Raw genomic sequence first — 24242 nt, forward strand, 5'->3', positions numbered from 1 at the left:
AACACAACTTATTACGGTTCGGCATAACTTTCATTGCCCTTTTATCAGGTTGTGATGTTTGTTGCTTGTTATATGTCGAGAAATTACACACTTCGCCCATATCCAACTGATAAATGGTTAATTTTTGTCCACATATTTACTAAACAATCAATTCTTTACTAAACAAACTGAGAACACTGGTTTGATTTACTCAGGACGTTATAATGCCTACGTAACCACGGATGAGTATTAAAGGCAAATTCAATATGACGATAACTCAAAATCAAAACGTCGACCCTAACGAAATAAAAAAATTTGAGGACATGGCCTCTCGTTGGTGGGATCTCGATGGCGAATTTAAACCTCTTCATCAAATTAACCCTCTTCGTCTGGATTACGTGCTCGACAAAGCCGACGGCCTTTTTGGCAAAAAAGTTCTAGATGTTGGCTGCGGTGGAGGTATTCTAGCCGAAAGCATGGCAAGAGAAGGTGCAGACGTCACTGGCCTAGATATGGGTAAAGAACCTTTAGAAGTCGCTCGTCTTCACGCACTGGAAACCGGTACTAAGCTCACTTATATACAAAGCACGATAGAAGACCACGCTAAAGCGAACCCTCAAACATACGATGTAGTGACTTGTATGGAAATGCTGGAACACGTTCCGAACCCGCTTTCTGTTATTAAGTCTTGTGAAGCATTAGTGAAGCCAAACGGTCACGTTTTTTTCTCTACGCTTAACCGTAACTTTAAATCTTATCTGTTTGCTATTGTTGGCGCAGAGAAGTTGATGAAAATCGTACCGGCAGGCACTCACGACCATGAGAAATTTATTCGTCCTTCTGAATTACTAAAGATGGTCGACCAAACACACCTTAAAGAGCAAGGTATTACAGGCCTACTCTACAACCCTCTGACAGATACTTATCGCTTAGGTAAAAATGTGGATGTGAACTACATTGTACACACTCGCCTATTCTAATTATCTCATCCTAAATTTGAGGGTTTTGACCCTCAATTTTTTCAATAAAATTTTCATTTTTATGCACATTTTTCGTGCATTCTGTTCCATTTTGATTCAACGAAAATTGATAGAAATTTTTGACAAAAGATCAAGGAAATTTTTTTTTGATCGGTTATGAATAAACCAATCTTGAAAGCTCGATTTTTTACAATCAACTCTGTTCTTAGATCATCAGTTAGTGGCTACTAACGTTTTTTTTCATTTTCCAAGTTATCCACAAAGTTTCCCCTAAACTGTAACTTGCAATAAAGGGGTTATAGCACTATGTTGTAACTCGAACACTGATGCACCCCTATATGTAGTGTCTAGGCCACTACATATAGGCAGAGCATAATCACAAAACCGTCAATAATTTTACAAGAATTACATAAAAAAACGGTTTTTATCAGTTTTGTTAGGGAAATGAAGCAGAATGAACCAACAACTCACTGTCACTAAACGTGATGGCCGCAAAGAAACTATCGATCTGGACAAGATCCACCGAGTGATCACATGGGCAGCTGAAGGTCTGCAAAATGTTTCTGTATCACAAGTGGAACTTAGAGCTCACATCCAGTTCTACGATGGCATTACCACATCAGACATCCATGAAACCATTATCAAGTCAGCAGCCGATCTGATCTCTGAAGAGAGCCCAGACTACCAATATCTGGCTGCGCGATTAGCGGTTTTCCATTTACGCAAAAAAGCTTACGGCCAATATGAGCCACCAACGCTGTTAGAACACGTTTCTTCTATGGTTGAAAAAGGCAAATACGATAAGCACCTGATGGAAGATTACACACGTGAGGATTTCATTAAGCTAGACAGCTTCATCGATCACCGTCGTGACCTAAACTTCTCTTATGCTGCAGTTAAACAGCTTGAAGGCAAGTACTTTGTACAAAACCGCGTGACAGGCCAAATTTATGAGAGTGCTCAGTTCCTATACATTCTTGTAGCGGCATGTTTGTTTGCAAAATACCCGAAAGAAACTCGTTTGGACTACATCAAGCGTTTCTATGATGCGACTTCAACATTCAAGATTTCTCTACCTACACCGATCATGTCTGGTGTACGTACTCCTACCCGTCAGTTCAGTTCATGTGTACTGATCGAGTGTGGTGATAGCCTAGATTCTATTAACGCAACGGCAAGCTCGATTGTTCGTTACGTTTCACAGCGTGCTGGTATTGGTATCAACGCAGGTCGTATTCGTGCATTGGGTTCAGAAATCCGCGGCGGCGAAGCTTTCCACACAGGTTGTATTCCATTCTATAAATACTTCCAAACAGCAGTTAAATGTTGTTCTCAAGGTGGTGTTCGTGGCGGTGCAGCAACTGTTTTCTACCCTCTTTGGCACGGCGAAGCTCAATCACTATTAGTTCTAAAGAACAACCGTGGTGTTGAAGAAAACCGCGTTCGTCATATGGACTATGGCGTTCAGCTAAACAAACTGATGTACCAACGTTTAGTTGAAGGTGGAAACATTACTCTGTTCTCTCCTTCTGACGTACCAGGGCTTTATGATGCGTTCTTCCAAGATCAAGAAGAGTTCGAACGTTTATACGTAAAATACGAGAACGATTCTTCAATTAAGAAGACAACGGTTAAAGCTCTAGAAATGTTTACGCTGTTAATGCAAGAACGTGCTTCAACAGGCCGTATTTACATTCAAAACGTTGACCACTGTAATACTCACAGCCCATTTGATGCAGCTGTGGCGCCTGTACGTCAGTCAAACTTATGTTTGGAAATTGCACTACCGACTAAACCTTTAACAAACGTTGAAGATGACAACGGCGAAATCGCGCTTTGCACTCTTTCTGCATTCAACCTAGGTTCGATTGAACACCTAGATGATTTTGAAGAGTTAGCTGACCTAGTTGTTCGTGCTCTTGATGCCCTATTGGATTATCAAGACTACCCGCTTCCAGCAGCGTACAAGTCAACAATGAACCGTCGTACTCTGGGCGTAGGCGTCATCAACTACGCGTACTACCTAGCGAAAAACGGTGTTAAATATTCAGATGGCAGCGCGAATGCTCTAACGCACCGTACTTTTGAAGCAATGCAATACTACTTGCTCAAAGCTTCTGTACAGCTAGCGAAAGAACACGGTAAGTGTCCACTATTTGACGAAACAAATTACGCGAAAGGCTTGCTACCAATCGATACCTACAAACGCGATCTAGATAAAATCTGTGATGAAGAACTTCATTACGATTGGGATGCGTTACGTTCAGAAATCATGGAGCACGGCTTACGTAACTCAACTCTGACTGCACTAATGCCTTCTGAGACATCATCTCAGATTTCGAATGCAACAAACGGTATCGAACCACCTCGTGGTTACGTATCAGTAAAAGCATCAAAAGACGGTATTTTGAAGCAAGTTGTACCAGAGTTCCTAAAATACAAAGAAAACTACGAGTTGCTTTGGAACATCGGTTCTAACGATGGTTATCTACACCTTGTTGGTATCATGCAGAAGTTCGTTGACCAAGCTATTTCAGCGAACACAAACTACGACCCTAGCAAGTTCGAATCAGGCAAAGTGCCAATGAAGAAACTGCTTCAGGATCTTCTAACTGCATACAAGTTTGGTGTGAAAACGCTGTACTACCACAACACTCGTGATGGTGCGAAAGACGAGCAAAAAGATGTGGTTCAACCACAAGATGACGACTGCGCAGGCGGTGGTTGTAAGATTTAATCTTATTGACTCGAACTTTTAACTGATTTGAATGCCCTTTGTGACTGCAAAGGGCAAAATGGATGACAGCAAATGGCTTACAGTACTTTTACTCAGAAAAAGAATAACCAACTTAAAGAACCAATGTTCCTTGGTCAGCCAGTCAACGTGGCTCGTTATGACCAACAAAAATACGATATTTTTGAAAAGCTGATCGAAAAACAGCTTTCTTTCTTCTGGCGTCCTGAAGAAGTTGACGTATCAAGTGACCGTATTGATTACAACAAGTTACCAGAGCATGAAAAGCACATTTTCATTTCTAACCTTAAGTATCAAACTCTTCTAGATTCAATCCAAGGTCGCAGCCCTAACGTAGCCCTACTTCCTTTGGTGTCACTGCCAGAATTGGAAACATGGATCGAAACTTGGTCTTTCTCTGAAACGATTCACTCTCGTTCATACACGCACATCATCCGCAACATCGTGAATGATCCTGCTGTTGTTTTTGATGACATCGTTGAAAATGAGCACATCATTAAACGTGCGAAAGACATTGCGCATTACTATGACAACTTAATTCAGCTTACCAACGACTACCATCGCTTTGGCGAAGGAACTCACACGGTAAATGGCGAAACAATTAAGGTCAGTATTTCTACACTTAAAAAGCAACTGTACCTTTGCTTAATGTCGGTAAACGCTCTAGAAGCTATCCGTTTCTACGTGAGTTTTGCATGTTCATTTGCATTTGCAGAGCGCGAACTAATGGAAGGTAACGCAAAGATCATCAAGCTTATTGCTCGAGATGAAGCTCTGCATTTGACTGGCACCCAGCACATGATCAACCTACTTCGCAACGGTATGGATGATTTTGAGTTCTTACAAATTGCTGAAGAGTGCAAACAAGAGTGTTTTGACTTATTTAAGGAAGCTGCTGAGCAAGAAAAAGAGTGGTCTGAATATCTGTTTAAAGACGGTTCTATGATTGGTCTTAACAAAGACATTCTTTCCCAATACGTTGAGTACATTACTAACATCCGTATGCAAGCGGTTGGTCTTGATGCTGCGTATCCAAATGCGACTAGTAACCCTATTCCATGGATTAATGCGTGGTTATCATCAGACAACGTTCAAGTTGCTCCACAGGAAGCAGAAATAAGTTCATACCTCGTGGGTCAAATTGACAACGAAGTGGGCTCAGATGATTTCGAGGGCTTCGAGCTGTAATGGCAACGGTCAAAATCAACAAAATAATCACAATTGAATCTAACCCGTCAAATACGCTGCTTGAGACTATGGAGCAAGCGGGGTTAGAGCCGGAATACAACTGCCGAGATGGCCATTGTGGAGCGTGCCGATGCACGCTTATCTCCGGCGAAGTTGAGTATGTTGGTTTTGCAATGGCGTATACACAAGGCAATGAAATCTTGCCATGTATCTGTAAAGCTAAAACGCCAGTTGAACTTGCTAATGTAAATTACCAAACTAAAGCTAAACGAGCATAACGATTCGTTATCTGCCCAAATGGCTGTCAAATTTAAGCCAGAGCTAAACTCTGGCTTTATTCATTCCAAATAATATTTCATCTGCCGTTCCCATAGAAACGGATTTATGACCGATTTCCCTACCGTCGTCATCGTATAAAGACAAGCGATAACCAGGATAGCTTGAACTGTTGGTATCAACAGGCGCATGGCGCCATAGAGACACTACATCATGATCCTCACCAATACCGGTAAGTGCTTCTCCCAAAATTACTTTTTGGCTTGCAACTTCATACCACACTAAGATTTTTGATTGTGAAAACATATCCAGCCTCCTGCCGAATCACAGTGTTGAGCTTTCAGTTTACAAACAAAATTTAGAAATTTGGGGCCTAATTATGAAAAGATTTTTTACCTCTTCTAAAATCATCGGTTTAGAACTTAGACAATTTACTCATAAAAAATTGAGCAACATCGACTTTGGTAATAAGCTTATTTTTCATTGCATTATTACCATTCGTCATACTGAAAATAAAATTTGCAAGTATCCAAAAATTAAAAATCACTTCAAAACACTGCTTGGCAGATACATTTCTTTAACGGAAGATACAGAGCTGTACTTAACTAGAATAGGCTTACCTTCCAAATAACGGCGTAACATATCTGCTGCAATAGTCCCGATGATTTGTTTCTGCTCAGAAGGCGAATATGTGCGATTGAACTTCACTGTTTGCCCCCACTCGCCTTGCGGAGCAGAAAGAGAAACGGTGAAATGCTCATCGTTAAGCATACCTGTCACAAGCGAAAGATCTGTAGCGCATTTTTCTTTCGTTGCAGCAGCTAAAGCAAAAGATGCAGCCAATGGATCTTGATGCCCTAAGCCCTCTTCTGCCTTGTGGCTTAAAATCCAACTGTGACCACTGAGCTTTTCAATGTCAGCATTGCTTAATAGCCAATTTGATAACCAACCTTTCGTTGACTGCTCCGCTAACGAGAGTGACATACCTTTCTCGAGCATAAGATGACCAATATGTTCTAACATAGGTTCATCGACACTCACGACATGCAACTCCAAATGCGCATAGATCATTTGCAACAACTTCACACGCGTATCTAGATCACTACGAGGACCAAACAGCTTCACTTCAATGAATGGCAAATAAGAGCGATATCCAAGAACGTAGCCCTTTGGTAGTTGAAGTTTATCCAATTTATCCGATATACCCGATTCGGTAGTACCAAACGTATATAGACGGCTGCACTCTAAACCACTCTGTTGAGGAAACAGCTTTTGCAAATCTGGCAGTATCTGCTCGCTAACCATCTTTTTAAATTCTTTTGGTACTCCAGGCGTAAAGTAAAACCAACAATCGTTGATTTGAATTTTGAATCCACATGCCGTACCAATAGGATTATCGAGAATCATCGCTCTTTCTGGCAACATCGCTTGTTTGATATTACTTTCAGGCATTTTGATTTTACGTTGAGCAAAAAATGCTTCCAGTCTCTCAACCCATTCAGGAAACAACTTAAGTTCCTGCTCTGCTGCTAATGCAGCGCACTCAGAGCTTAAGTCATCTGTGGTCGGTCCCAAACCACCATTAACAACCACTACATCAGTATTAAAGCTGAGCATCAATAACTCTTCAACCAAAGCACTTTTTGCATCACCAACTGTTGAACGTTTACTCAGCTCAAATCCACTTTGGAAAAACTCTCGTGATAACCAAGCAGCATTAGTATCCACGATGTCTCCATGCAAAACTTCCTCACCTGTACTTAACATTGCAATTTTGAGCATATTCTTACCCTTAAAAGATATACCTAACCTATACTCGGTTATATAACACTCACTATATCCTCTGGAATGTGCTATTTCTCTAGAAGTTTTTCGTTTATGTGCAATTTGATGTTTCCATACATAAGACTTTAATGGATAATTGTGATAGCGATCATTAAAAACAGTGCCTTGGAGCCTTTTGTGCTAAAGAAAACCATCACAGCCCTCACGTTATCAATTTCAGCTTGCGTCAATGCAAGTCAGCACTTTGACAATCAATCTATTGAGCTGAACTCTTCAGTCAACTGTGCGGATTCTTTTTGCGCTTTTAATACTCCGTATTCTTATCAAGCACCATCACCTTATGCGATGAGCCTATCTGAGCAGCAGGATTTGCAAATTGATAAGCCACTTCCTCGTTATTTACTTGTCTCTAATGAGCGTGACTCTGAATATTTAAGACAACAAACATATACCATCTTAGGCTTGAGTGTTGCGACAGTAGCACTTATGACGCTGCTTCCCGAATCGGTTACTAAGTGGGACGAAGAAGACCGTGACCTTAGTGGTCTAGGTACAAAATGGAAAGATAATATTACTGATGGGCCAGTATGGGATCGAGATGAGCACTACTTAAACTATGTGATGCACCCGTATTTTGGCGGCGTATACTATACGGCTGCACGTCACGCTGGCTATAACGAATTTGAGTCGTTTTTATACTCAGCAACTATGTCCGCATTCTTCTGGGAATATGGGGTTGAGGCGTTTGCTGAAGTACCTTCATGGCAGGATCTTTTCATCACACCATTCTTCGGTGCGGTTGTAGGTGAAATAATGTTTGAAACTGAACAAGACATTGTTGCTAATGGTGGCGAAGTTTTGGGCTCAGAGACAATGGGAGACATCAGCTTGTTCTTCCTAAACCCTGTTGGTCATATTCATGGTTGGGTGAGTAACGCTTGGGGTGGTTCAGCAGAGTTTCAGCTTCAGACCGATCCATGGTATGGGAATTCTGATGCAGCAAACTTTGCTCTAAGCTCAGGCGTACCTTACGACGATCAGTTTTACTCTTTAAATATGAAGATATCATTCTAACTAAATAACGATGTTAATTGTAAAGAGCGCTCTAAATGGCGCTCTTTTTTCATTTACACACACTATGTAGCGTCATAATAAATATCTCTTGTAAATACTTCGTTTCCCGTTACTTACGCAATTGATAATTAATCAACACTACAATTGTGCTAAGGGTTAAATAAATGAAATTAATAGAATATCGTGACATCAAAAAATTGACCTTGGTCAAGTCTCTGGGACATATAACGCCTAAACTCAAAGAGTAAAGTGATTTTTATGATGTTCGGAGGCCTTATATGACTTGTACCTTTATTGTAAGTTTCGTAGGAAATGCAACACCCGCAACAATCAAATCTTTGGCCGCTGCGACAAATGAAAAAAGTGGTAAGTGGCTTATTAGTAAAGTTAACTTTATTGAAGACCAAGTTGCGGCAGTAATTAAAATTGAAATACCAGAAGAAAACGCTGACGTGGTAAAAGAAGCGTTCTACGCAACACCCGATCTATTGGTAAAAATTGTTGATGTCGCTGAGCATGTTCAACTAGAAGACAAAATTTACCAACTACGTATTGATTCAAACGACCGTTACGGTGTGGTTAACGAGATTACTCATGTACTTGATGAGCAAGACGTACACATTCTTGATATGGATTGCCAACGCGTATTTATCGCTGGCGGCGGTGGCGTAAGTTCTAGCTTGTTTACCGCTAACTTAGCAGTACGTTTGCCTGTTGAACGCCAGTTAAATGATGTGGTCAGCGAACTGGAATCTTTAAGCGAAGACACTCGCGTAATCGTTGAATCATAAAATTAGCTGATTCATAAAACTAAGCTGCATAAAAAAACCACCCTAGTTCTTTGAACAATTGGGTGGTTTTTTATTTCGCTAAACTCTTATTGAATTGACCATTGAGAAAGCGAACGTTTGAAGTCTTGGTAACCGAATTCGTTCAGTTTTTGAATTTCGCCATTACTGCGTTCACAGTAAACAGAAGGCATCTTCAAGCCGTTGAACCAGTTTAGTTTCACCATGGTGTAACCTGCACTGTCCAAAATATGCAGCTTCTGACCAATCTTTAATGGCTCGTCAAATTTAGCGATACAGAACTGGTCACCTGCTAAACATGAACATGAACCTATAACATACTCATGTTCACCTGACTCACTTGCTTCCAATACTGATGCTGGCTCTTTGTATATCAGTGTATCTAAACGGTGTGCTTCTGTTGCAGAGTCAACAATCGCTGTCTTCATGCCGTTTTCAACGATATCAACAACCGTTACCACAAGGTCAGTTGTCTTAGTGATCACAGCTTCACCCGGTTCAAGGTAAAGCTGCACGCAGTGTTTTTCAGAGAATGCTTTAAGCGCTAGACCCAGTTTTTCTACATCGTAACCAGGCCACGTAAAGAACACACCGCCCCCCATGCTTACCCAGTCCAGTTTGTCTAGGTACTCGCCAAAACGTTCTGAAATTGAATCAAGCAGGCTAATAAACGCATCCACATCTTTGTTCTCACAGTTCATGTGGAACATAACGCCATTAATGGTATCGAAAACAGACGTATCGATGTGGTCTGCTTGAACACCCAGACGCGAGAATTTACGTGCTGGGTTTGCTAAATCTTGCCCTGCGTAGCTTACGCCTGGGTTTAAACGTAAACCTAATGACGCTTTACCTTCAACGAGGTGACGGTATGCAGAAAGTTGCGATTGTGAGTTGAAGATCATCTTGTCGCAGATATCCGCGACTTCTTTTACGTCATCTTCGCTGTAGCCAACGCTATACGCGTGAGTTTCACCGCCGAATGTCTCGTAGCCAAGCTTGACTTCGAAAGGTCCAGAACTGGTTGTGCCATCTAAGTATGGCTTAATGATGTCAAATACGCCCCAAGTAGAAAAACACTTAAGCGCTAGGACCAGTTTTACACCCGAAATCTCTTTCAGACGTTTTGCAATTTCAAGATTGGCGATCAGCTTTGACTCATCAATCATAAAGTAAGGAGTTTTCAATTCACTCTTTTGCATCTTGTTTATTTCCTGCGTGCTGACTGAACAACACTTCATCAATCACAAAATGGAAAAAACAGCCATCACCTAAGTGACGGCTGTTTTTAACTATTCACTAATACAATCTAACGATTCACTTACTATTTAACCGTTTCAATAAAAACGATTATTTTAGGATATGAATCTCAGGCTCAGATGGTCGAAGTTCAAGAACTTCCCAATCCAGACCGATAGACGGCATAGTTTCTAGGAACGGATCTGGATTTAGCTGCTCCATGTTGAATACGCCTGAATCAGCCCATTCACCACGGAAAAATTGCAATGCAGCTGTAATCGCTGGAACACCTGTAGTGTAAGCAATTGCTTGATGCTCTACATCTTCGTAAGCCACTTCGTGGTCTGCGTTGTTGTAGATGAAAACACTACGTTGCTCGCCATTCTTCTTACCTTGAACCCAAGTACCGATACAGGTTAAACCTGTGTAACCCGGAGCCAAAGAGGTTGGGTCTGGTAGCATTGCTTTCAGAACTTGCAAAGGCTGTACAACTGTACCATCTTGCAGAGTTAACGGTTCTGGGCTTAACAGACCAATGTCACGCATGCAGTTGAAGTAGTTCAAGTAGCGGTCGCCAAAGCCCATCCAGAATTCAATTCGTTTTGCTGGAATGAATTCTTTTAGAGAGCGAACTTCATCGTGTGCCATTGAGTACACTTTGAAAGGACCACATTTAGGAAAATCAAATTCCAGCATACGTGTATGACAAGGAACTGTTTTCCACTCACCTTCTTCCCAATAGAAAGAATCACCTTGGATTTCAAGCATGTTTGTTTCTGGGTCGAAGTTTGTTGCGAACTTCTTACCATGATCACCCGCGTTGATGTCCATAACGTCGATAGTGTCGATTTCATCGAACAGGTGTTTTGCCGCATAGGCTGCAAAAACACTCACTACGCCTGGATCAAAACCAGCGCCTAGAATGCCTGTTATACCTGCTTGTTTGAACTTTTCGCGGAAAGCCCATTGCGGATCATAAGCTTCTGGTACTTGTTGACCTTTAGAACAAAGGTCAACAGCCACTGATGTATCTAAGTAAGATACTTTTGCCTGATAACACGCTTCCATAATTGGAACGTTAACCCATGGAGGGCCAGCGTTAATCACGAGATCAGGCTTAACTTCTTCAATTAACGCAACTAATGATTCGATATCACTTGCGTTAACTGCACGAGCTTCTAGCTTCTTAGTAGAATCTTTTAAGTTGTTTTTACCCTTAATCGATTCAATGATCTTCTCACACTTCCCGATAGAACGTGAAGCGATGGTAATATCACCCAGCACGTCGTTGTTTTGAGCTGCTTTATGTGCAACAACCCAACCAACACCGCCCGCACCAATCTGTAGAATTGACATTTTATCCAATACCTTTATTTCGCTAGCTCTGACGCTAGAGTTTCAATTTTAGCCAGTAGAGATTCGAAGTCCGAAATCTTCAAGCATGGGTTCAAGATTGTGAATTTCAAGGCAGTTTTGCCATCCACAATGGTCTCGCCTAGTACTGCGATACCACGTACCAGCGCTTCCATTCGAACTGCTTTGTTAAGCTCATCGAAATCTGTCGCTTGGCTGTCTACCGCGCGGAATAACACTGTAGACAAAGATGGTTCAGCCAAAAGCTCGAAGGCTTTGTGCTGACGAACCAAATCAGCCACTTGTAGAGTTTGCTCTAGCAAATGGTCGTACATTGCGCCTAATTGTTTAGGACCGATGTTTTGCATCGTCATAAACACTTTCAAGGCATCAAAGCGTTTCGTTGTAGAGATAGACTTATCAACCAAGTTTGGCAGAGTGTCATGCTCACGGTTCAGGTAGTCTGCATGGTGAAGCAGGTACTTGAAGTTGTTTTTATCGTTTAGAAGTAACGCACCACAGCTAATTGTTTGGAAGAACAATTTGTGGAAGTCTACGCTCACTGACTGTGCACGTTCTACGCCTTTCAAACGACCTTTGTGGCTGCTTAGAATCAACGCGCCGCCGTATGCACCATCAACATGCATCCATAGGTCATGTTTCTCTGCAACGTCAGCAATCGTCGCTAGATCGTCGATAGCACCGTGGTCAGTCGTGCCCGCAGTACCTACAACTGCAAATGGAATCAAACCTTCAGCTTTAGCTTGTTCAACCGCTGCTTCTAGTTTCGTTACGTCCATAGTGCCGTTTGGCAGTGCGTCTACAGCAAGAATCGCTTTCTCACCAAGCCCCATCCAAGATGCTGATTTTTGTACTGTGAAGTGTGACTTCTTAGAACAAATAATACGTAGCTTGTCTGCGTAATCAGGTAGACCTAGCTTCTGGATAGAGTGACCGCTTAGTTTGTCCGCAATCCAGTCACGAGCCAACATTAGACCCATCTGGTTACTTTGCGTACCACCGCTCGTTACGATACCGTCTGCTTTAGCGCCTAGCTCGTATTTCTCACACATCCAATCAATCACTTTCTGTTCAACGAATGTTGCTGCAGAAGATTGGTCCCATGAATCCATTGATTGGTTTAGAGAACCAATAATAGTTTCCGCCACAACTGATGGCATCAATGGTGGTGTATGTAAGTGAGCAATACAGTCTGGGTGCTGAACAATGATTGAGTTCTTAGCCACTAGCTCTGCAGTGTCTGAAATCACTTCTTTCAGTGACGCGTTCTTGTTATCAAGATCAACCGCATAAATGGCTTCTTCCAATGCTTTTGGATTCATACCAGAGTATGGCGCGTTCACTTCTTCAAATAACGCTTTCATTGCAGCAGTTGTGTGGTTCATTACACGTGCAAATTCTGCGCTGCCCATTGAACCAGTGTGGATGAAGTGTTTCTTCCACTCTTGGTTGCTTGGCTCTGGATCTTTATGACCGCCACCAGCAGCAAGAATTGCTTCTTCTAGCGTACGTAGTGCAAAGTCGATTTGCTCGAAAGAGATAATCAATGGTGGAAGGAAACGAATAACCGAACCTTCACGGCCACCTTTCTCAACCATCAAACCACGCTCAAGCGCAGCACGTTGAATAGCTAGTGTTAATTGCGGTGCAGATTTTGGTTCGCCGAACTTGTTTAGTTCACCGCTTGGATCTTGAATTTCAAGACCTAGCATCAAACCTTTACCACGTACTTCTGCAACGCAGTTTACGCGGCTTTGAATTTTCTCTAACCCCATGCGTAGGTATTGACCCGCAATATTTGCGTGCTCTACAAGGTTATCACGAGTGATGATTTCTAGTGCTTTAGCACCTGAGACCATAGCTAACTGGTTACCACGGAAAGTACCGGTGTGCTCACCTGGTTTCCATGTATCAAACTTCTTGTTGATAACCAGAATCGCCATTGGCAGACCGCCACCAATCGCTTTAGATAGACATAGTACGTCTGGAATAATTCCCGCTTCTTCGAACGCGAAGTTGTATCCAGATTTACCTACACCACATTGGATCTCATCAAAGATCAATAGAATACCGTGCTCATCACAAATACGACGTAGTTCACGTAGGAAATGCGCTGGAGCAGGGATAACACCGCCTTCACCTTGAACTGGCTCTACGATAATCGCAGCAGGTTTCATGATGCCTGCTTCGTCATCGTTAAGAAGACGTTCAATGTAACGAATACTCGCTTTCGCGCCTTCTTCGCCACCTAGGCCAAACGGGCAACGTAGGCTATATGGGAAAGGCATAAAGTGAACATCTGACATCAAACCAGTACGACGAGCTTTCGTGTTCAGGTTGCCCATCATGCCCATAGTACCGTTAGTCATACCATGGTAAGCACCACGGAAAGCAAACATAGTATTACGGCCTGTTGTTTGTTTAGCAAGCTTAATCGCCGCTTCAACAGCATCAGCACCAGATGGACCACAGAACTGAACAACACAGTTGTCACCAAGTTCAGAAGGAAGGAAACCTTTCACTGCTTTGATAAAGTCAGTTTTAGATTTCGTTGGAATATCCAGTGTTTGATATGGTAAACCAGAATCAAGCTGTTGCTTAAGAGCTTGGTTAATTTCTGGATGGTTGTAACCTAAAGCCAGAGTACCCGCACCCGCCAAACAATCTAGGAAGATTTGGCCACGTGTATCTTCTACTAAACAACCATAAGCTTGTTTAATAGCGATAGGTAGACGACGTGGGTAAGAACGAACTTCTGATTCGTGCGCAGCTTGATCAAGCAACACTTCATCAGGAGTTAGATCATATAGTCCGTCTAGTACTGGAATTTGGTTAGACATAATAGTTGCGATAGTGTTATCGACTTCAAAGGCTGTACTCATTTTCATCACCTTGAAAATTAATAATTTCTGTTCATTTCCCACACATCAGTTCAGCAAAAGAGAGAAATGACAAATAGCAAAACGTTCCGAATGCATTAAGCAAATACGGAATACGGGTCATCAAACTGATGACGATTAACTAAATCAGAGGTTCAAGGTTCTGTAATGCTACTGTCTTGATATACAGGGCATTCTGGAAGTACAAAGCTGATTAGTGGTTGTAGTTTAAATGAAATCAATGTTGGGTATCCCATTCACATGCTGTTACCACAGCAAGAGTATCCCGTCTATCAGTAAAAGGACTTACTGATACCTACCTTACGTAATGTCACAATCAGCCTGAATGGTCATTACGCGTATCCCTCAGAAACTCTGTCTGAGATTGCGGCGGAAATTAACACAAAACAGGTGCATTTTGCAATATGAAATCGCGTTAAATGAACGATCTTAATTACAAATCAAACACATAATAATGAGTCAATATGCATTATTTATTGATTTCAATAAGCAGAGGCTTACAACTCATTTAGTACGATATCAATCACAAAAACATTACATATATCAATGTATAACAAATGAAATCTTTGGGATTTTTTTGAACTAAACTCTCAATATTCCAATTTATACACTAAGCTAAAATAAACTAAAGCATGAAACATAAATTTCTAGCACTATCTAAATGAAGTAGTTGAGGAGCTTCATATTGAAACGGCACCTTTCATTATTAACCGGTTATCTTTTACTACTATCCGGTTCTGCGTTTGCGCAAACATTAGAACAAGCAGTCGCTATTGCGTTGGCAAGCAATCCAGAAATTAAAGCTAGCTATAACGAATACGTCAGTACGATCAACAACAGCAAAGCTTCTCGGGGGAAATATCTACCGACTATCGACTTAGACGCTGGTATTGGCTACGAAGGTATTCGCCCTGCATCTACAACCGGACGTGAAGATACAGATTTAACACGCAAAGAGGCAAGTATCATCCTAAACCAATTGCTATGGGATGGTAATGGCACTCTAAATGATATGGATCGAACCGCTGCTGAAGCTGAATCCACTAGGTTGCAACTGTTAGACAATGCGTCAAATTTGGCCCTTCAAGTTACTGATACTTACCTAAATGCGGTGAAAGCTACGGAAATTCTAGCGCTATCGGAAAGCAACTTATCTGTCCACATTGATATTTATCGAGACATAAAGAAGAGAGTGGATTCCGGCGTAGGCTCTACTGCAGATTTGACTCAAGTAGAAGCTCGAATTGCAAAAGCGCAAGGTAACTTACTTGCGGCACAAAACAATCTGTTTGATGCTCACACCCAATTTCGCCGTCTAGTTGGTCAAGAACCGCTGGGATTAATATACCCTCGTGCTGACGAATCCAAAATTCCACTATCGTTAGCCGACGCATTAGTATTGGCATTTAATAAGCATCCTGTGATTAAAATCGCCAAGGCAGACGTAGATGCTGCAAGGTATCAATACAAGCAATCTAAAGCGCCCTACTACCCTACTTTTTCTATAGAAGCTCGCCAAACATGGCGAGAGGACGCGGGCGGTTACGAAGGCAGAGCAGATGAAACAGTTGCAATGTTACGCATGAAATACAACTTGTATAACGGTGGCAGTGATAGTGATAACAGTGAAAGTTCAGCTTTCCAATTGAACAAGGCAAAGGATCTACAAGAGAATGCTTATCGCCAGATAGAAGAAAGCTTAAGGTTATCTTGGAGCGCACTAGATTTAACGCTTCAACAAAAAAACTTCCTCTCAGACCATGTGGATTCATCGTCAAAAACCGTCATCGCCTATGAAAAACAATACGGCATCGGTCAGCGAACTTTACTTGATGTACTAAACACAGAAAATGAATTGTTCGAAGCGCGTAAAGAATATCTCGACGCTCATTATGATGAGCAGTTCGCAAAATATCGCGTCATGAATGCAATAGGTGTTCTAATTGACGCTCTTTTGGTTGATATCCCTAAAGAATGGACCAGCGAAGTGGATTATTGATTATGAAGAATAACATCTTGCCTTTAGTAATATTTACTTGGATTACCTACTCATATCCAATATTCAGCGCAGAAGAATTTCCATATAAGGTTGCACCTACAGCAAACCAAATTGCCGATTTGCAAGATGACGACGAAGATGGTGTGATAAACGGGAGGGATGTATGTCCTAGCACACCATTTGGCTCGGATGTTGACAATCAAGGCTGCGGTGAAGTCAGACGGGAGCAAGACGTACGTCAACTACGAATTTTGTTTGCCAATGATTCCTATGAGATTAACCCCATTTTTTCAAACCAAATTCAAACAATGGCTGATTTTTTAAAGATTTACAAATCTGCATCTATTGAGATTCAAGGTTACACCAGCAAAGTAGGCACAGATGAGTATAATTTAGAGTTATCAAAGAAGAGGGCTGAAGAAGTTGAGAAAAAGCTACTTTCTTACGCGATCCCCCCTGAACGCGTGACAATTGTAGGCTTTGGTGAAAGTCGATTAGAAAGCTTAGGCGACACCCCAGCAGACCATGCACTCAACCGCAAAGTCACAGCAACTGTGGTTGGTTTAAAAGAAAAGGTTGTTGAAGAGTGGACTATTTTCTCTACTTTGCATAAACGATAAAACATCAAACACTTCAATCAGCATTGTTAGTAAAACAAAAAGCCTCTCGAGCACTTTGCCGAGAGGCTTTCAATTTTGAGAATACCCTTCTGATTCGTTTACATTTTTTTCTTAGGTAAAGAAGCACTTAGTAAGACGTACCCGGCTACTGCGGCCATCGTCGAGCCCATCAGGATACCTAATCGCGCATAAGTATCAAAATCGACAAAATCAACACCAAACGCGAGTGATGAAATAAAGATCGACATCGTAAAACCAATACCACACAGTACAGACACGGCAAAGATATGCTTCATACCGACACCTTCCGGTAACTTAGCCACGCCCAGTTTCACCGCCGCCCAGCTAAAGGTAAAGATACCTAGAGGCTTACCAATAAACAGACCTAACGCTACACCAAGTGGCAGAGCTTGGGTCAAGCCGCTCATTGAAACGCCTTCTAGAGATATACCTGCGTTAGCAAATGCAAACAAAGGCAGAATACCAAAGGCTACATATGAGTGAAGGCCATGTTCTAAATGCTTAAGCGGTGAATGCTCTTTGTCTTTGCCTTTAAGTGGAATAGAGAAACCAATTACCACACCCGCAAGCGTCGCGTGCACACCAGATTTCAATACAGCGACCCAAAGAATGAAACCAACAATCAGGTAAGCACTAATCTTGGTCACGTGCTTTGCATTCATGACAAACAGTATCGCCGTCATTAAGAAGCCAACTGCTAATGCCATTGTTGAAAGATCACCGCTGTAGAACAAAGCAATAATCACAACCACACCTAAGTCATCAATGATTGCCAATGCTAGTAGGAACACTTTCAAGCTAATTGGCACACGACTACCAAGTAGCGCCATGATACCTAAAGCAAATGCAATATCCGTTGCAGCCGGTATAGCCCAACCTTGAATCGCAGTTTCGTTTGAAATATTAAACAGCACATAAATCAGAGCTGGTGCAAGCATGCCGCCCACAGCTGCAATAGCTGGGAAAATAGCGGTTTCACGCGATTTTAGAGCACCTTCAAGTAGCTCTCGTTTTACTTCAAGACCGATCAACAGGAAGAAAATAGCCATCAAGCCATCATTAATCCAGTGTGAAACAGACATACCCAAAATGTATGTGTGCAGCCCCGCTTGGTAAAACTCATTTAGCGGTGAGTTGGCAATTACCATAGCGATAGCTGCTGCAATTACCAAAATAATGCCACCAGCAGACTCCATTTTTAAAAAGTCGCGAATGATATCAGTCATTATATCGTCCTTATTATTTCGTTATGTCGATAAATGATTTCGAACAGATGCATAGGAGTTTAGTGCTTTAGAACATTCTTGAATAATCGCTTGTAGTGACTTGAAACATCGGTTTTTCCGAATAAAATTAACATTTAGCATGAATATTCCGCATTAATTGCTATTTGATAAGTATAGAAAAGAATTAATCGAGCCAACAATATTAGGAAATGAAATATCTAACTCTTAGATAAGAAAAAAGGAGCATTTGCTCCTTTTTCTTCTTAATAAACGTTAAAAATCAGTACCCTGCTAACTGCATATAACCTTCGGCGATATGCGTACCAGTGGAATGAATCGCTCCTTCCCAATAAGGCACAATAAAAGGCAACCATAATTGCTTATTCACTGCCGAGGTTTTTAAATCAATACCGTATTTAGGTATTGTGATTCGCCATTCCAGTGGTAAAACTTTCCCACCTTCAAGCACAATTTTATTGAGTGGCACTATTACCATGTCATCAGTTTTTAGCTCCACGGTTTCATCAGCAGTCGCTAGAGTACCGAATAGGAATGGCAAATCTTTATCGTGTCGGTAACGATTCACAGATAATGTCGTTGTGCTATCAAGCTTTAATACAAACTTATCCCAACCTAGCTGTTTGTCTGTCATCAAGCCACTGCCCCACTCTTTGCTCATGAAAGCAGTTCCTTCAAAGGCAATTGGGTCGCTGTCTTTAGTCAGCTTAAACTGGCCATAAATATCAATAAACGGCGCTTGCAAATTATACGTCGCAATTGGGTCTATCGCGTGTTTTCGTTGATACCCATTATCTCCGGGTAACACATACGGACCTTTGATATCACTATAGAGCGATACACTGAACGTATCTGTTTTCACATCGAGATGACCTGGGAACGGGTTTTTACCTAATGATCTCCATGACCAATCATCTATCCACATACGTAGTGGCATAGCATGCATACCAGCTTGTCCGATTCCACCACGAGCTACACGTTGTTCACGCCAAACCTTTCTCTCATTAGATATCACGATATAAGAAAAATAGATCTGGGAATTTAACCAACCTAGTTCTTCATTCCTTAAATCATGGGCGAAACGAAAGTAACTCCATTGAATGGCGTAACTATGACCTTTCTTATCTCGTACATTAGCAAAAAAGTGCAACCACTCATGCTGATATTGCGGATGAAAAGAAAAGTCTTCAGGTAAGTTAACAGGATTTTTCGGCAGGACAGGAGTAAAAGCGTACTTAGTATCTGATGACAAAATTGAATTCAACTGATCATCTAATACCACATCTTCTTCAAATTGGTAGCTTCGCAAGACGATACTAGCCACAGAAAACAATGCTGCAAAAACTAAGAAACCTACTAAATATTTCAGGCTTACCCTTACTTTCATTACAGCGCATCCCTCAGTGACTTCATTGGTGCTTTACGAACTAAGCGAATAATTGGCAACGCTCCAGCTATAATCAGTGTAAGCATTGAAAGAATGGCTGTTTTCAAGTACGCCATTGGCATCAATTGTAGCTCCATGCTCCATCCAAACGATTGTCGAATAACAACATCAATCACGAGTTTTGCAAGAGCTAACCCTAACGGCATTGCAATTAACATTGATATCAGACCAAATACAAACAGCTGTAATGCTCCAAGGGCAACTAACTCTTTACCTGATACACCTAAACAGCGTAATAACGCAGTATGCTTCTGGCGAGATAATTCACCGGCTAATGTTGCGAAGAAAATACCACACACTGCAATCAACAAAGTGATGTTTCCTAATGTATCGGCGATAACAAATGTTCGATCAAAAACACGCATAGCTTGCCTGTGGATGGTACTGTTATCATAAACTCGTTCTGCATCAAGATGAAAAACGGAATTAAGACGCTTAGTTAGTTTCTCACCATCGGCATCTTTGTTGAGAACCACAGCCAAAGCTACATCACCAGTACCAGCAAATGCGTTCAGCCAGTTAGCATGGGACATTAATATTTGGTTGTACGGGTTACCATAATCGTAGTAAATACCCACAACCTGCCAATCAAGACCTAATGGTTCAGATAAATCAACTTTGTCGCCCGGTTTCAAGTTCAGTTTGATAGCCATCGATTCACTGATCATGATGCCTTTTGAATGGTGCAGATAATACCAGTAGTTAGGAATACCGAGTTTAACTGTCAGTGAGTTAGACTCCGATTCTGTCTCTCCTGTACTGACCACTTGTAGCGTCCCTTTATTAGAAGGAAACTCTCGTTCCCATCTCCACCATACGTCTTTCACATCAGTTTGATTAGTTAACCAGCCGCTGATCATAGAAGCGGAGCTATTGGTCGGATACAGATACATGTCAGCGGCTAAGCGTTGATTAAGCCACTTATCAGTGGTGTCGCGGAAGCTTCCCACCATAGTAACAACACCGATATTAGCAGCCATCGCAATCATAAATGCCATCGTTGCGACACCACGGTAGCTCATACTCGCGGCAGCATCGGCAAAGAACCAGCGAGCTTTAACCCAACGTAGACTGTATGAAAAGCTGTTAAACAACTTCCAAATAACAAAAGGAGTAAACAGAGCAGCACTCACCAGCATTAAAGCAATAATGGTATAACCTGATGATTGTGTTTTGGGTGCTTGGTAGATAGCGATAGCAGCGACAGCCAAAGTTCCACCAATAAAGGCTTGAATACTGAATTCCGAGCCAGCGAATCTTGCAAGGGAAAGACGCGTGCTCAAACGAATCGGTTGGGATTTAAGTAAGCGAATCAAAGGCCATGCGCAAGATGCAAAGGCACCACATACCGCCATAAGGAAACTGTAACTACTCCACTCCCAATCCCAATCAATCGATAAACCAACATCGGCGTTGTATAAGTCAGCAAGACTCACGGATACCGACGGGATGAGTTTATTTGCCAATAATAGTCCTAAGCCATTACCACAAATCCAACTAACGATGATTAACCCCATTAGCTCGATCATCAAAGCTTGAGCTAACTGCCATCCATTAACCCCCGTTTGACGTAACATACCTACCAAACGTTGACGCTGAATGAGAGACAAAGACATAGCTTGGTAGAAAATAAATAGTCCGACCAAGAACGAAAGCATCCCCATTGCTGTTAAATTCATATGAAATGCTTTGGTTAACGATTCCAATTCTGAACGCGTACTTCGCACCAAAATCATGCCATTTGGCAGACTGCTTGCCAGTTTTTCAAGCTTGTCTTCTGGCATTGGACCACAAGCAATCACAGAAAAACCGGAGCTTTTCTTCAACTGACGAACTAAAGACATATCAGCGATGAGACGAGTACCACTTACCATACCTTTGCGATCAACGACTAACGGGCCAAGTTGAGCACCGTCGTGCAGTTGAATCATATCTCCATCTTCCCAGCCTTGGTGATCTGCAAGTTCTTGCCCAACCATGACAGGATATGGTGGTTGCATCAGTCTTAGTGCTTTGATGTCATTTAGCGTTTTTTGTCCCATAACAGGAACAAGAGCAACAGGATCGATGCCGAGCAGAGTGACATCTGTACCTAGCTGAGTAGTAAAGCGATAGCTGTCGAATGGAACGCATTGATGAAAACCATCACGACGTAGCTGGATATAAAAGCCTTGCGGAATTTTGTTGGCTACGTGTTTGGTACGGATACGATATGGCAAAGGGTTAGCAAAAAGCTTTTCACCACTTTCATAACTTTGACGAGCGTGTTGGTTAATTGCAGTGACACCAACAAGGAGAGAAACACCAAGTGTAAGACCAAACCAGACAAGAATGATCTGTAGAGGATAGCGACGATAGTGACCAAGTAGCGCTTTAACTACGGGCCATAACATGGAGGTGTCCTCCTTGGAGGCGAATACATCCGTCCATATGCTGAGCAACTTTTTCACTGTGAGTAACAAGGAAAAGTGTACATTTTAACTGTCTTGCCAGTGTGGTTAGCAACCGCATTACCGCTTCAGCATTACGCTCATCTAAACTACCGGTAGGTTCGTCGGCAAGCAAGATTTTGGGTTCCATATATAAAGCTCGCGCAATTGCAGCTCTTTGTTGTTGACCACCCGAAGCTTCTTCAGGATAACGACCAAGTAAAGGCATTAAATCTAATGCTGAAATAATCTGACGCCATAAACCAGTATCTTCAGGTAAGCCTTTTAGCTGGCGACAAAAACGAATGTTATCCGCGATATTCAACGTAGGAAGAAGATTAAATTGCTGGAAAATATGACCAATATTGTTACGACGGTATGCCGTTCTTTGGAATTCAGACGTGTTGTGCATAGAAAAGTCTGGGAACCAAATCTCACCAGAGTCCACTACATCTAAGCCAGCAATAAGATTCAAAAGCGTACTCTTACCAGAGCCACTTTCTCCCATAAGAGCCAGTTGATCGCCTTGATTAATCGTCAGTTCAGCGCCCTGCAACACAGGATGGAATTCACCACCATCTACATATCCTTTGCTCAGGTTTACCAGCTGTAACATCAATCATCACCGTCGACTAAAATTGGAGAGAGAATCTACACTAATTCCCTTTCAGTAGGAAGTATTTTGCTGCGTACTGGCATCGAGTTGTTGCAAAATGCAGCAACTCGGTAGACAAAATTCAACTTCCGATTAGATTGCGCATCCACTTCTTACTTCTTACACGGAAATAGCACCCCACCCACTTAACGGCTTCCTCACTTAAAAACAACAAGTAGATCCATTCAGGGCTAGCATTGAGATAAAGTGCGGCAAAAGCAGCAAGTGGAATACCAATTACCCACTGAGCGATAAGATCCTGACCCAGACAGAATTTCACATCCCCACCCGCACGTAATACTCCGACAATCGCAATCATAGGAACTGAACGTAGTACAATGCCCAAGCTCAAAATCAGCATGAATTTTTCAACCAATGCCCGGGTTTCTTCCGTTAGAGCACTAAACGAATTTAGAATCGGTATTTGCAGCAAATACAGCATCCCAGACATAAAAATTGCGGTAATAAAGTTGGCAACAATTACACCAATAGCTTGATAATAAACTGCTTCATAATTACGTGCGCCAAGTTGGTTACCTATCAATACTGCTGCAGCATTCGACAAACCAATCAACAAACTTAGTGAAATAGATTCTACTGGCGTCATTACCGAAAGTGCAGCAAGCCCTTGCACTCCCGATTGTCCCATGATTGCATGATAAGCAAATAAACCACCCGACCAAGCAAGGAAGTTAAACGTAGTTGGTAGAGACAGTTTTAAAAAGCGGGCCACATTGCTCAGTTCCAATACTTTTATGATATCGGTAATTCGGAACGCAAGTAAGTGATTACGGCTGTAGAGATAACTGTACAGACATGCGACTTCAATCACGCCACTTATCACAGTGGCGATAGCAGCGCCCTTAATCCCTAAAGCCGGAAATCCTAACTTACCGAAAATCAAAATCCAGTTGAACACAACATTTGAGGCAATACCAATGGCACTAAAGAAGGTACTGATCCCCGGTTTATGCATTGCACGAAGACCTATCGCCATACTGTTTACACAAGAGATGGCAAACATACTTAATGAGGTGATCACCAAATATTGACTACCAAGATCGTTAACGACTTCAGAATCGGTAGTCAATGCCATGATGTCATGTGGATAGATGACGAATAGAACTACGGTAAAAAAGGCAAATATCATCGACATTAACCACGTTAATGCTGTAGTTCCCCGAACTCCGTCTCTATCACCTGCCCCCCAAAACTGAGCAGAAAGTAGCGCACCACCAGCTGAAATACCAATAAGCATAATTGTTGAGACAAAGGTAGCTCTCGCTGCGACACCAACCGCTGCAATTTCAGATTCACCTAATTGGCCAAGCATCAATACATCAACCAATCCTCGACTAGAAAGTAGCAGCGTCTGTAAGCTGATCGGTAGTGCTATTGCGACCAAACGACGGAAGAAATCTCCTTTTGTATGGAGTAAAACTTGGGACAACAAAGACAAACGACACCC

Annotated in this window: 18 protein-coding genes; 8 read left to right on the forward strand and 10 right to left on the reverse strand. The window is 41.9% G+C overall.

The genetic code is table 11. The features are described 5' to 3' along the window. The first annotated feature begins 245 nt into the window (after window positions 1–245). From ubiG to yfaE, 4 genes are all read left to right on the forward strand, one after another. Complete coding sequence (ubiG, locus tag G5S32_RS08220) at window positions 246–959, forward strand: bifunctional 2-polyprenyl-6-hydroxyphenol methylase/3-demethylubiquinol 3-O-methyltransferase UbiG (RefSeq protein WP_246201000.1); 714 nt, start codon at window positions 246–248, stop codon at window positions 957–959. Between the two features lie 454 nt (window positions 960–1413). Beyond that, window positions 1414–3696 (forward strand): class 1a ribonucleoside-diphosphate reductase subunit alpha, encoded by a 2283-nt coding sequence (gene nrdA / locus G5S32_RS08225; protein WP_165311555.1) that lies wholly within the window; start codon window positions 1414–1416, stop codon window positions 3694–3696. Between the two features lie 72 nt (window positions 3697–3768). Beyond that, window positions 3769–4902, forward strand: coding sequence for a class Ia ribonucleoside-diphosphate reductase subunit beta (gene nrdB, locus G5S32_RS08230; RefSeq protein WP_165311556.1), 1134 nt, complete (start codon window positions 3769–3771; stop codon window positions 4900–4902). Beyond that, window positions 4902–5180 carry a class I ribonucleotide reductase maintenance protein YfaE gene (gene yfaE, locus G5S32_RS08235; RefSeq protein WP_165311557.1) on the forward strand — a complete coding sequence of 93 codons (279 nt, stop codon included), beginning with the start codon at window positions 4902–4904 and terminating at the stop codon, window positions 5178–5180. Before nrdB ends, yfaE begins: the two co-directional genes overlap by 1 nt. 43 nt (window positions 5181–5223) lie before the next feature. Here the strand turns inward: yfaE and G5S32_RS08240 are convergent, their stop codons facing one another. Beyond that, window positions 5224–5484, reverse strand: a complete 261-nt coding sequence (locus G5S32_RS08240; protein WP_165311558.1) for a 30S ribosomal protein S6 modification protein — start codon at window positions 5482–5484, stop codon at window positions 5224–5226. 237 nt (window positions 5485–5721) lie between these two features. Continuing rightward, window positions 5722–6960, reverse strand: a complete 1239-nt coding sequence (locus G5S32_RS08245; RefSeq protein WP_165311559.1) for a CinA family nicotinamide mononucleotide deamidase-related protein — start codon at window positions 6958–6960, stop codon at window positions 5722–5724. A gap of 180 nt (window positions 6961–7140) precedes the next feature. On the opposite strand from G5S32_RS08245, the gene G5S32_RS08250 reads away from it, so the two are divergent. Then, a complete protein-coding gene (locus G5S32_RS08250; RefSeq protein ID WP_165311560.1) occupies window positions 7141–8037 on the forward strand; it encodes a DUF3943 domain-containing protein in 897 nt (298 codons plus the stop codon). Window positions 8038–8315: 278 nt separating this feature from the next. Then, window positions 8316–8828, forward strand: coding sequence for a glycine cleavage system transcriptional repressor (locus tag G5S32_RS08255; protein ID WP_165311561.1), 513 nt, complete (start codon window positions 8316–8318; stop codon window positions 8826–8828). A gap of 86 nt (window positions 8829–8914) precedes the next feature. Here G5S32_RS08255 and nspC read toward each other — a convergent pair whose 3' ends face one another. The 3 genes from nspC to G5S32_RS08270 form a co-directional block, all read right to left on the reverse strand. Further along, a complete protein-coding gene (gene nspC / locus G5S32_RS08260) occupies window positions 8915–10048 on the reverse strand; it encodes a carboxynorspermidine decarboxylase (protein ID WP_165311562.1) in 1134 nt (377 codons plus the stop codon). Window positions 10049–10196: 148 nt separating this feature from the next. Further along, window positions 10197–11441: a carboxynorspermidine synthase gene (locus G5S32_RS08265; RefSeq protein WP_165311563.1), complete on the reverse strand. Its 1245-nt coding sequence runs from the start codon at window positions 11439–11441 to the stop codon at window positions 10197–10199. Between the two features lie 14 nt (window positions 11442–11455). Continuing rightward, entirely contained in the window at window positions 11456–14341 is a 2886-nt protein-coding gene (locus G5S32_RS08270; RefSeq protein ID WP_165311564.1) for a pyridoxal phosphate-dependent class III aminotransferase, read from the reverse strand. 703 nt (window positions 14342–15044) lie between these two features. Here G5S32_RS08270 and G5S32_RS08275 point away from each other — a divergent pair. Further along, the gene (locus tag G5S32_RS08275) at window positions 15045–16358 is read left to right on the forward strand and encodes a TolC family outer membrane protein (RefSeq protein ID WP_165311565.1); all 1314 of its coding nucleotides are present in this window, start codon (window positions 15045–15047) and stop codon (window positions 16356–16358) included. Next, window positions 16334–16978, forward strand: coding sequence for an OmpA family protein (locus G5S32_RS08280; RefSeq protein WP_165311566.1), 645 nt, complete (start codon window positions 16334–16336; stop codon window positions 16976–16978). Before G5S32_RS08275 ends, G5S32_RS08280 begins: the two co-directional genes overlap by 25 nt. Before the next feature lie 98 nt (window positions 16979–17076). Here the strand turns inward: G5S32_RS08280 and nhaA are convergent, their stop codons facing one another. From nhaA to G5S32_RS08305, 5 genes are all read right to left on the reverse strand, one after another. Next, the gene (gene nhaA, locus G5S32_RS08285) at window positions 17077–18225 is read right to left on the reverse strand and encodes a Na+/H+ antiporter NhaA (protein ID WP_165311567.1); all 1149 of its coding nucleotides are present in this window, start codon (window positions 18223–18225) and stop codon (window positions 17077–17079) included. Window positions 18226–18505: 280 nt separating this feature from the next. After that, complete coding sequence (locus G5S32_RS08290) at window positions 18506–19630, reverse strand: lipocalin-like domain-containing protein (RefSeq protein WP_165311568.1); 1125 nt, start codon at window positions 19628–19630, stop codon at window positions 18506–18508. Beyond that, window positions 19630–22083 carry an ABC transporter permease gene (locus G5S32_RS08295; RefSeq protein ID WP_165311569.1) on the reverse strand — a complete coding sequence of 818 codons (2454 nt, stop codon included), beginning with the start codon at window positions 22081–22083 and terminating at the stop codon, window positions 19630–19632. Before G5S32_RS08295 ends, G5S32_RS08290 begins: the two co-directional genes overlap by 1 nt. Then, window positions 22064–22735: an ABC transporter ATP-binding protein gene (locus G5S32_RS08300; RefSeq protein ID WP_165311570.1), complete on the reverse strand. Its 672-nt coding sequence runs from the start codon at window positions 22733–22735 to the stop codon at window positions 22064–22066. Before G5S32_RS08300 ends, G5S32_RS08295 begins: the two co-directional genes overlap by 20 nt. Window positions 22736–22856: 121 nt before the next feature. Then, window positions 22857–24233 carry an MATE family efflux transporter gene (locus G5S32_RS08305; protein ID WP_165311571.1) on the reverse strand — a complete coding sequence of 459 codons (1377 nt, stop codon included), beginning with the start codon at window positions 24231–24233 and terminating at the stop codon, window positions 22857–22859. Window positions 24234–24242: the final 9 nt, after the last annotated feature.

Source organism: Vibrio ziniensis (assembly GCF_011064285.1).
GTDB classification, from domain to species: domain Bacteria; phylum Pseudomonadota; class Gammaproteobacteria; order Enterobacterales; family Vibrionaceae; genus Vibrio; species Vibrio ziniensis.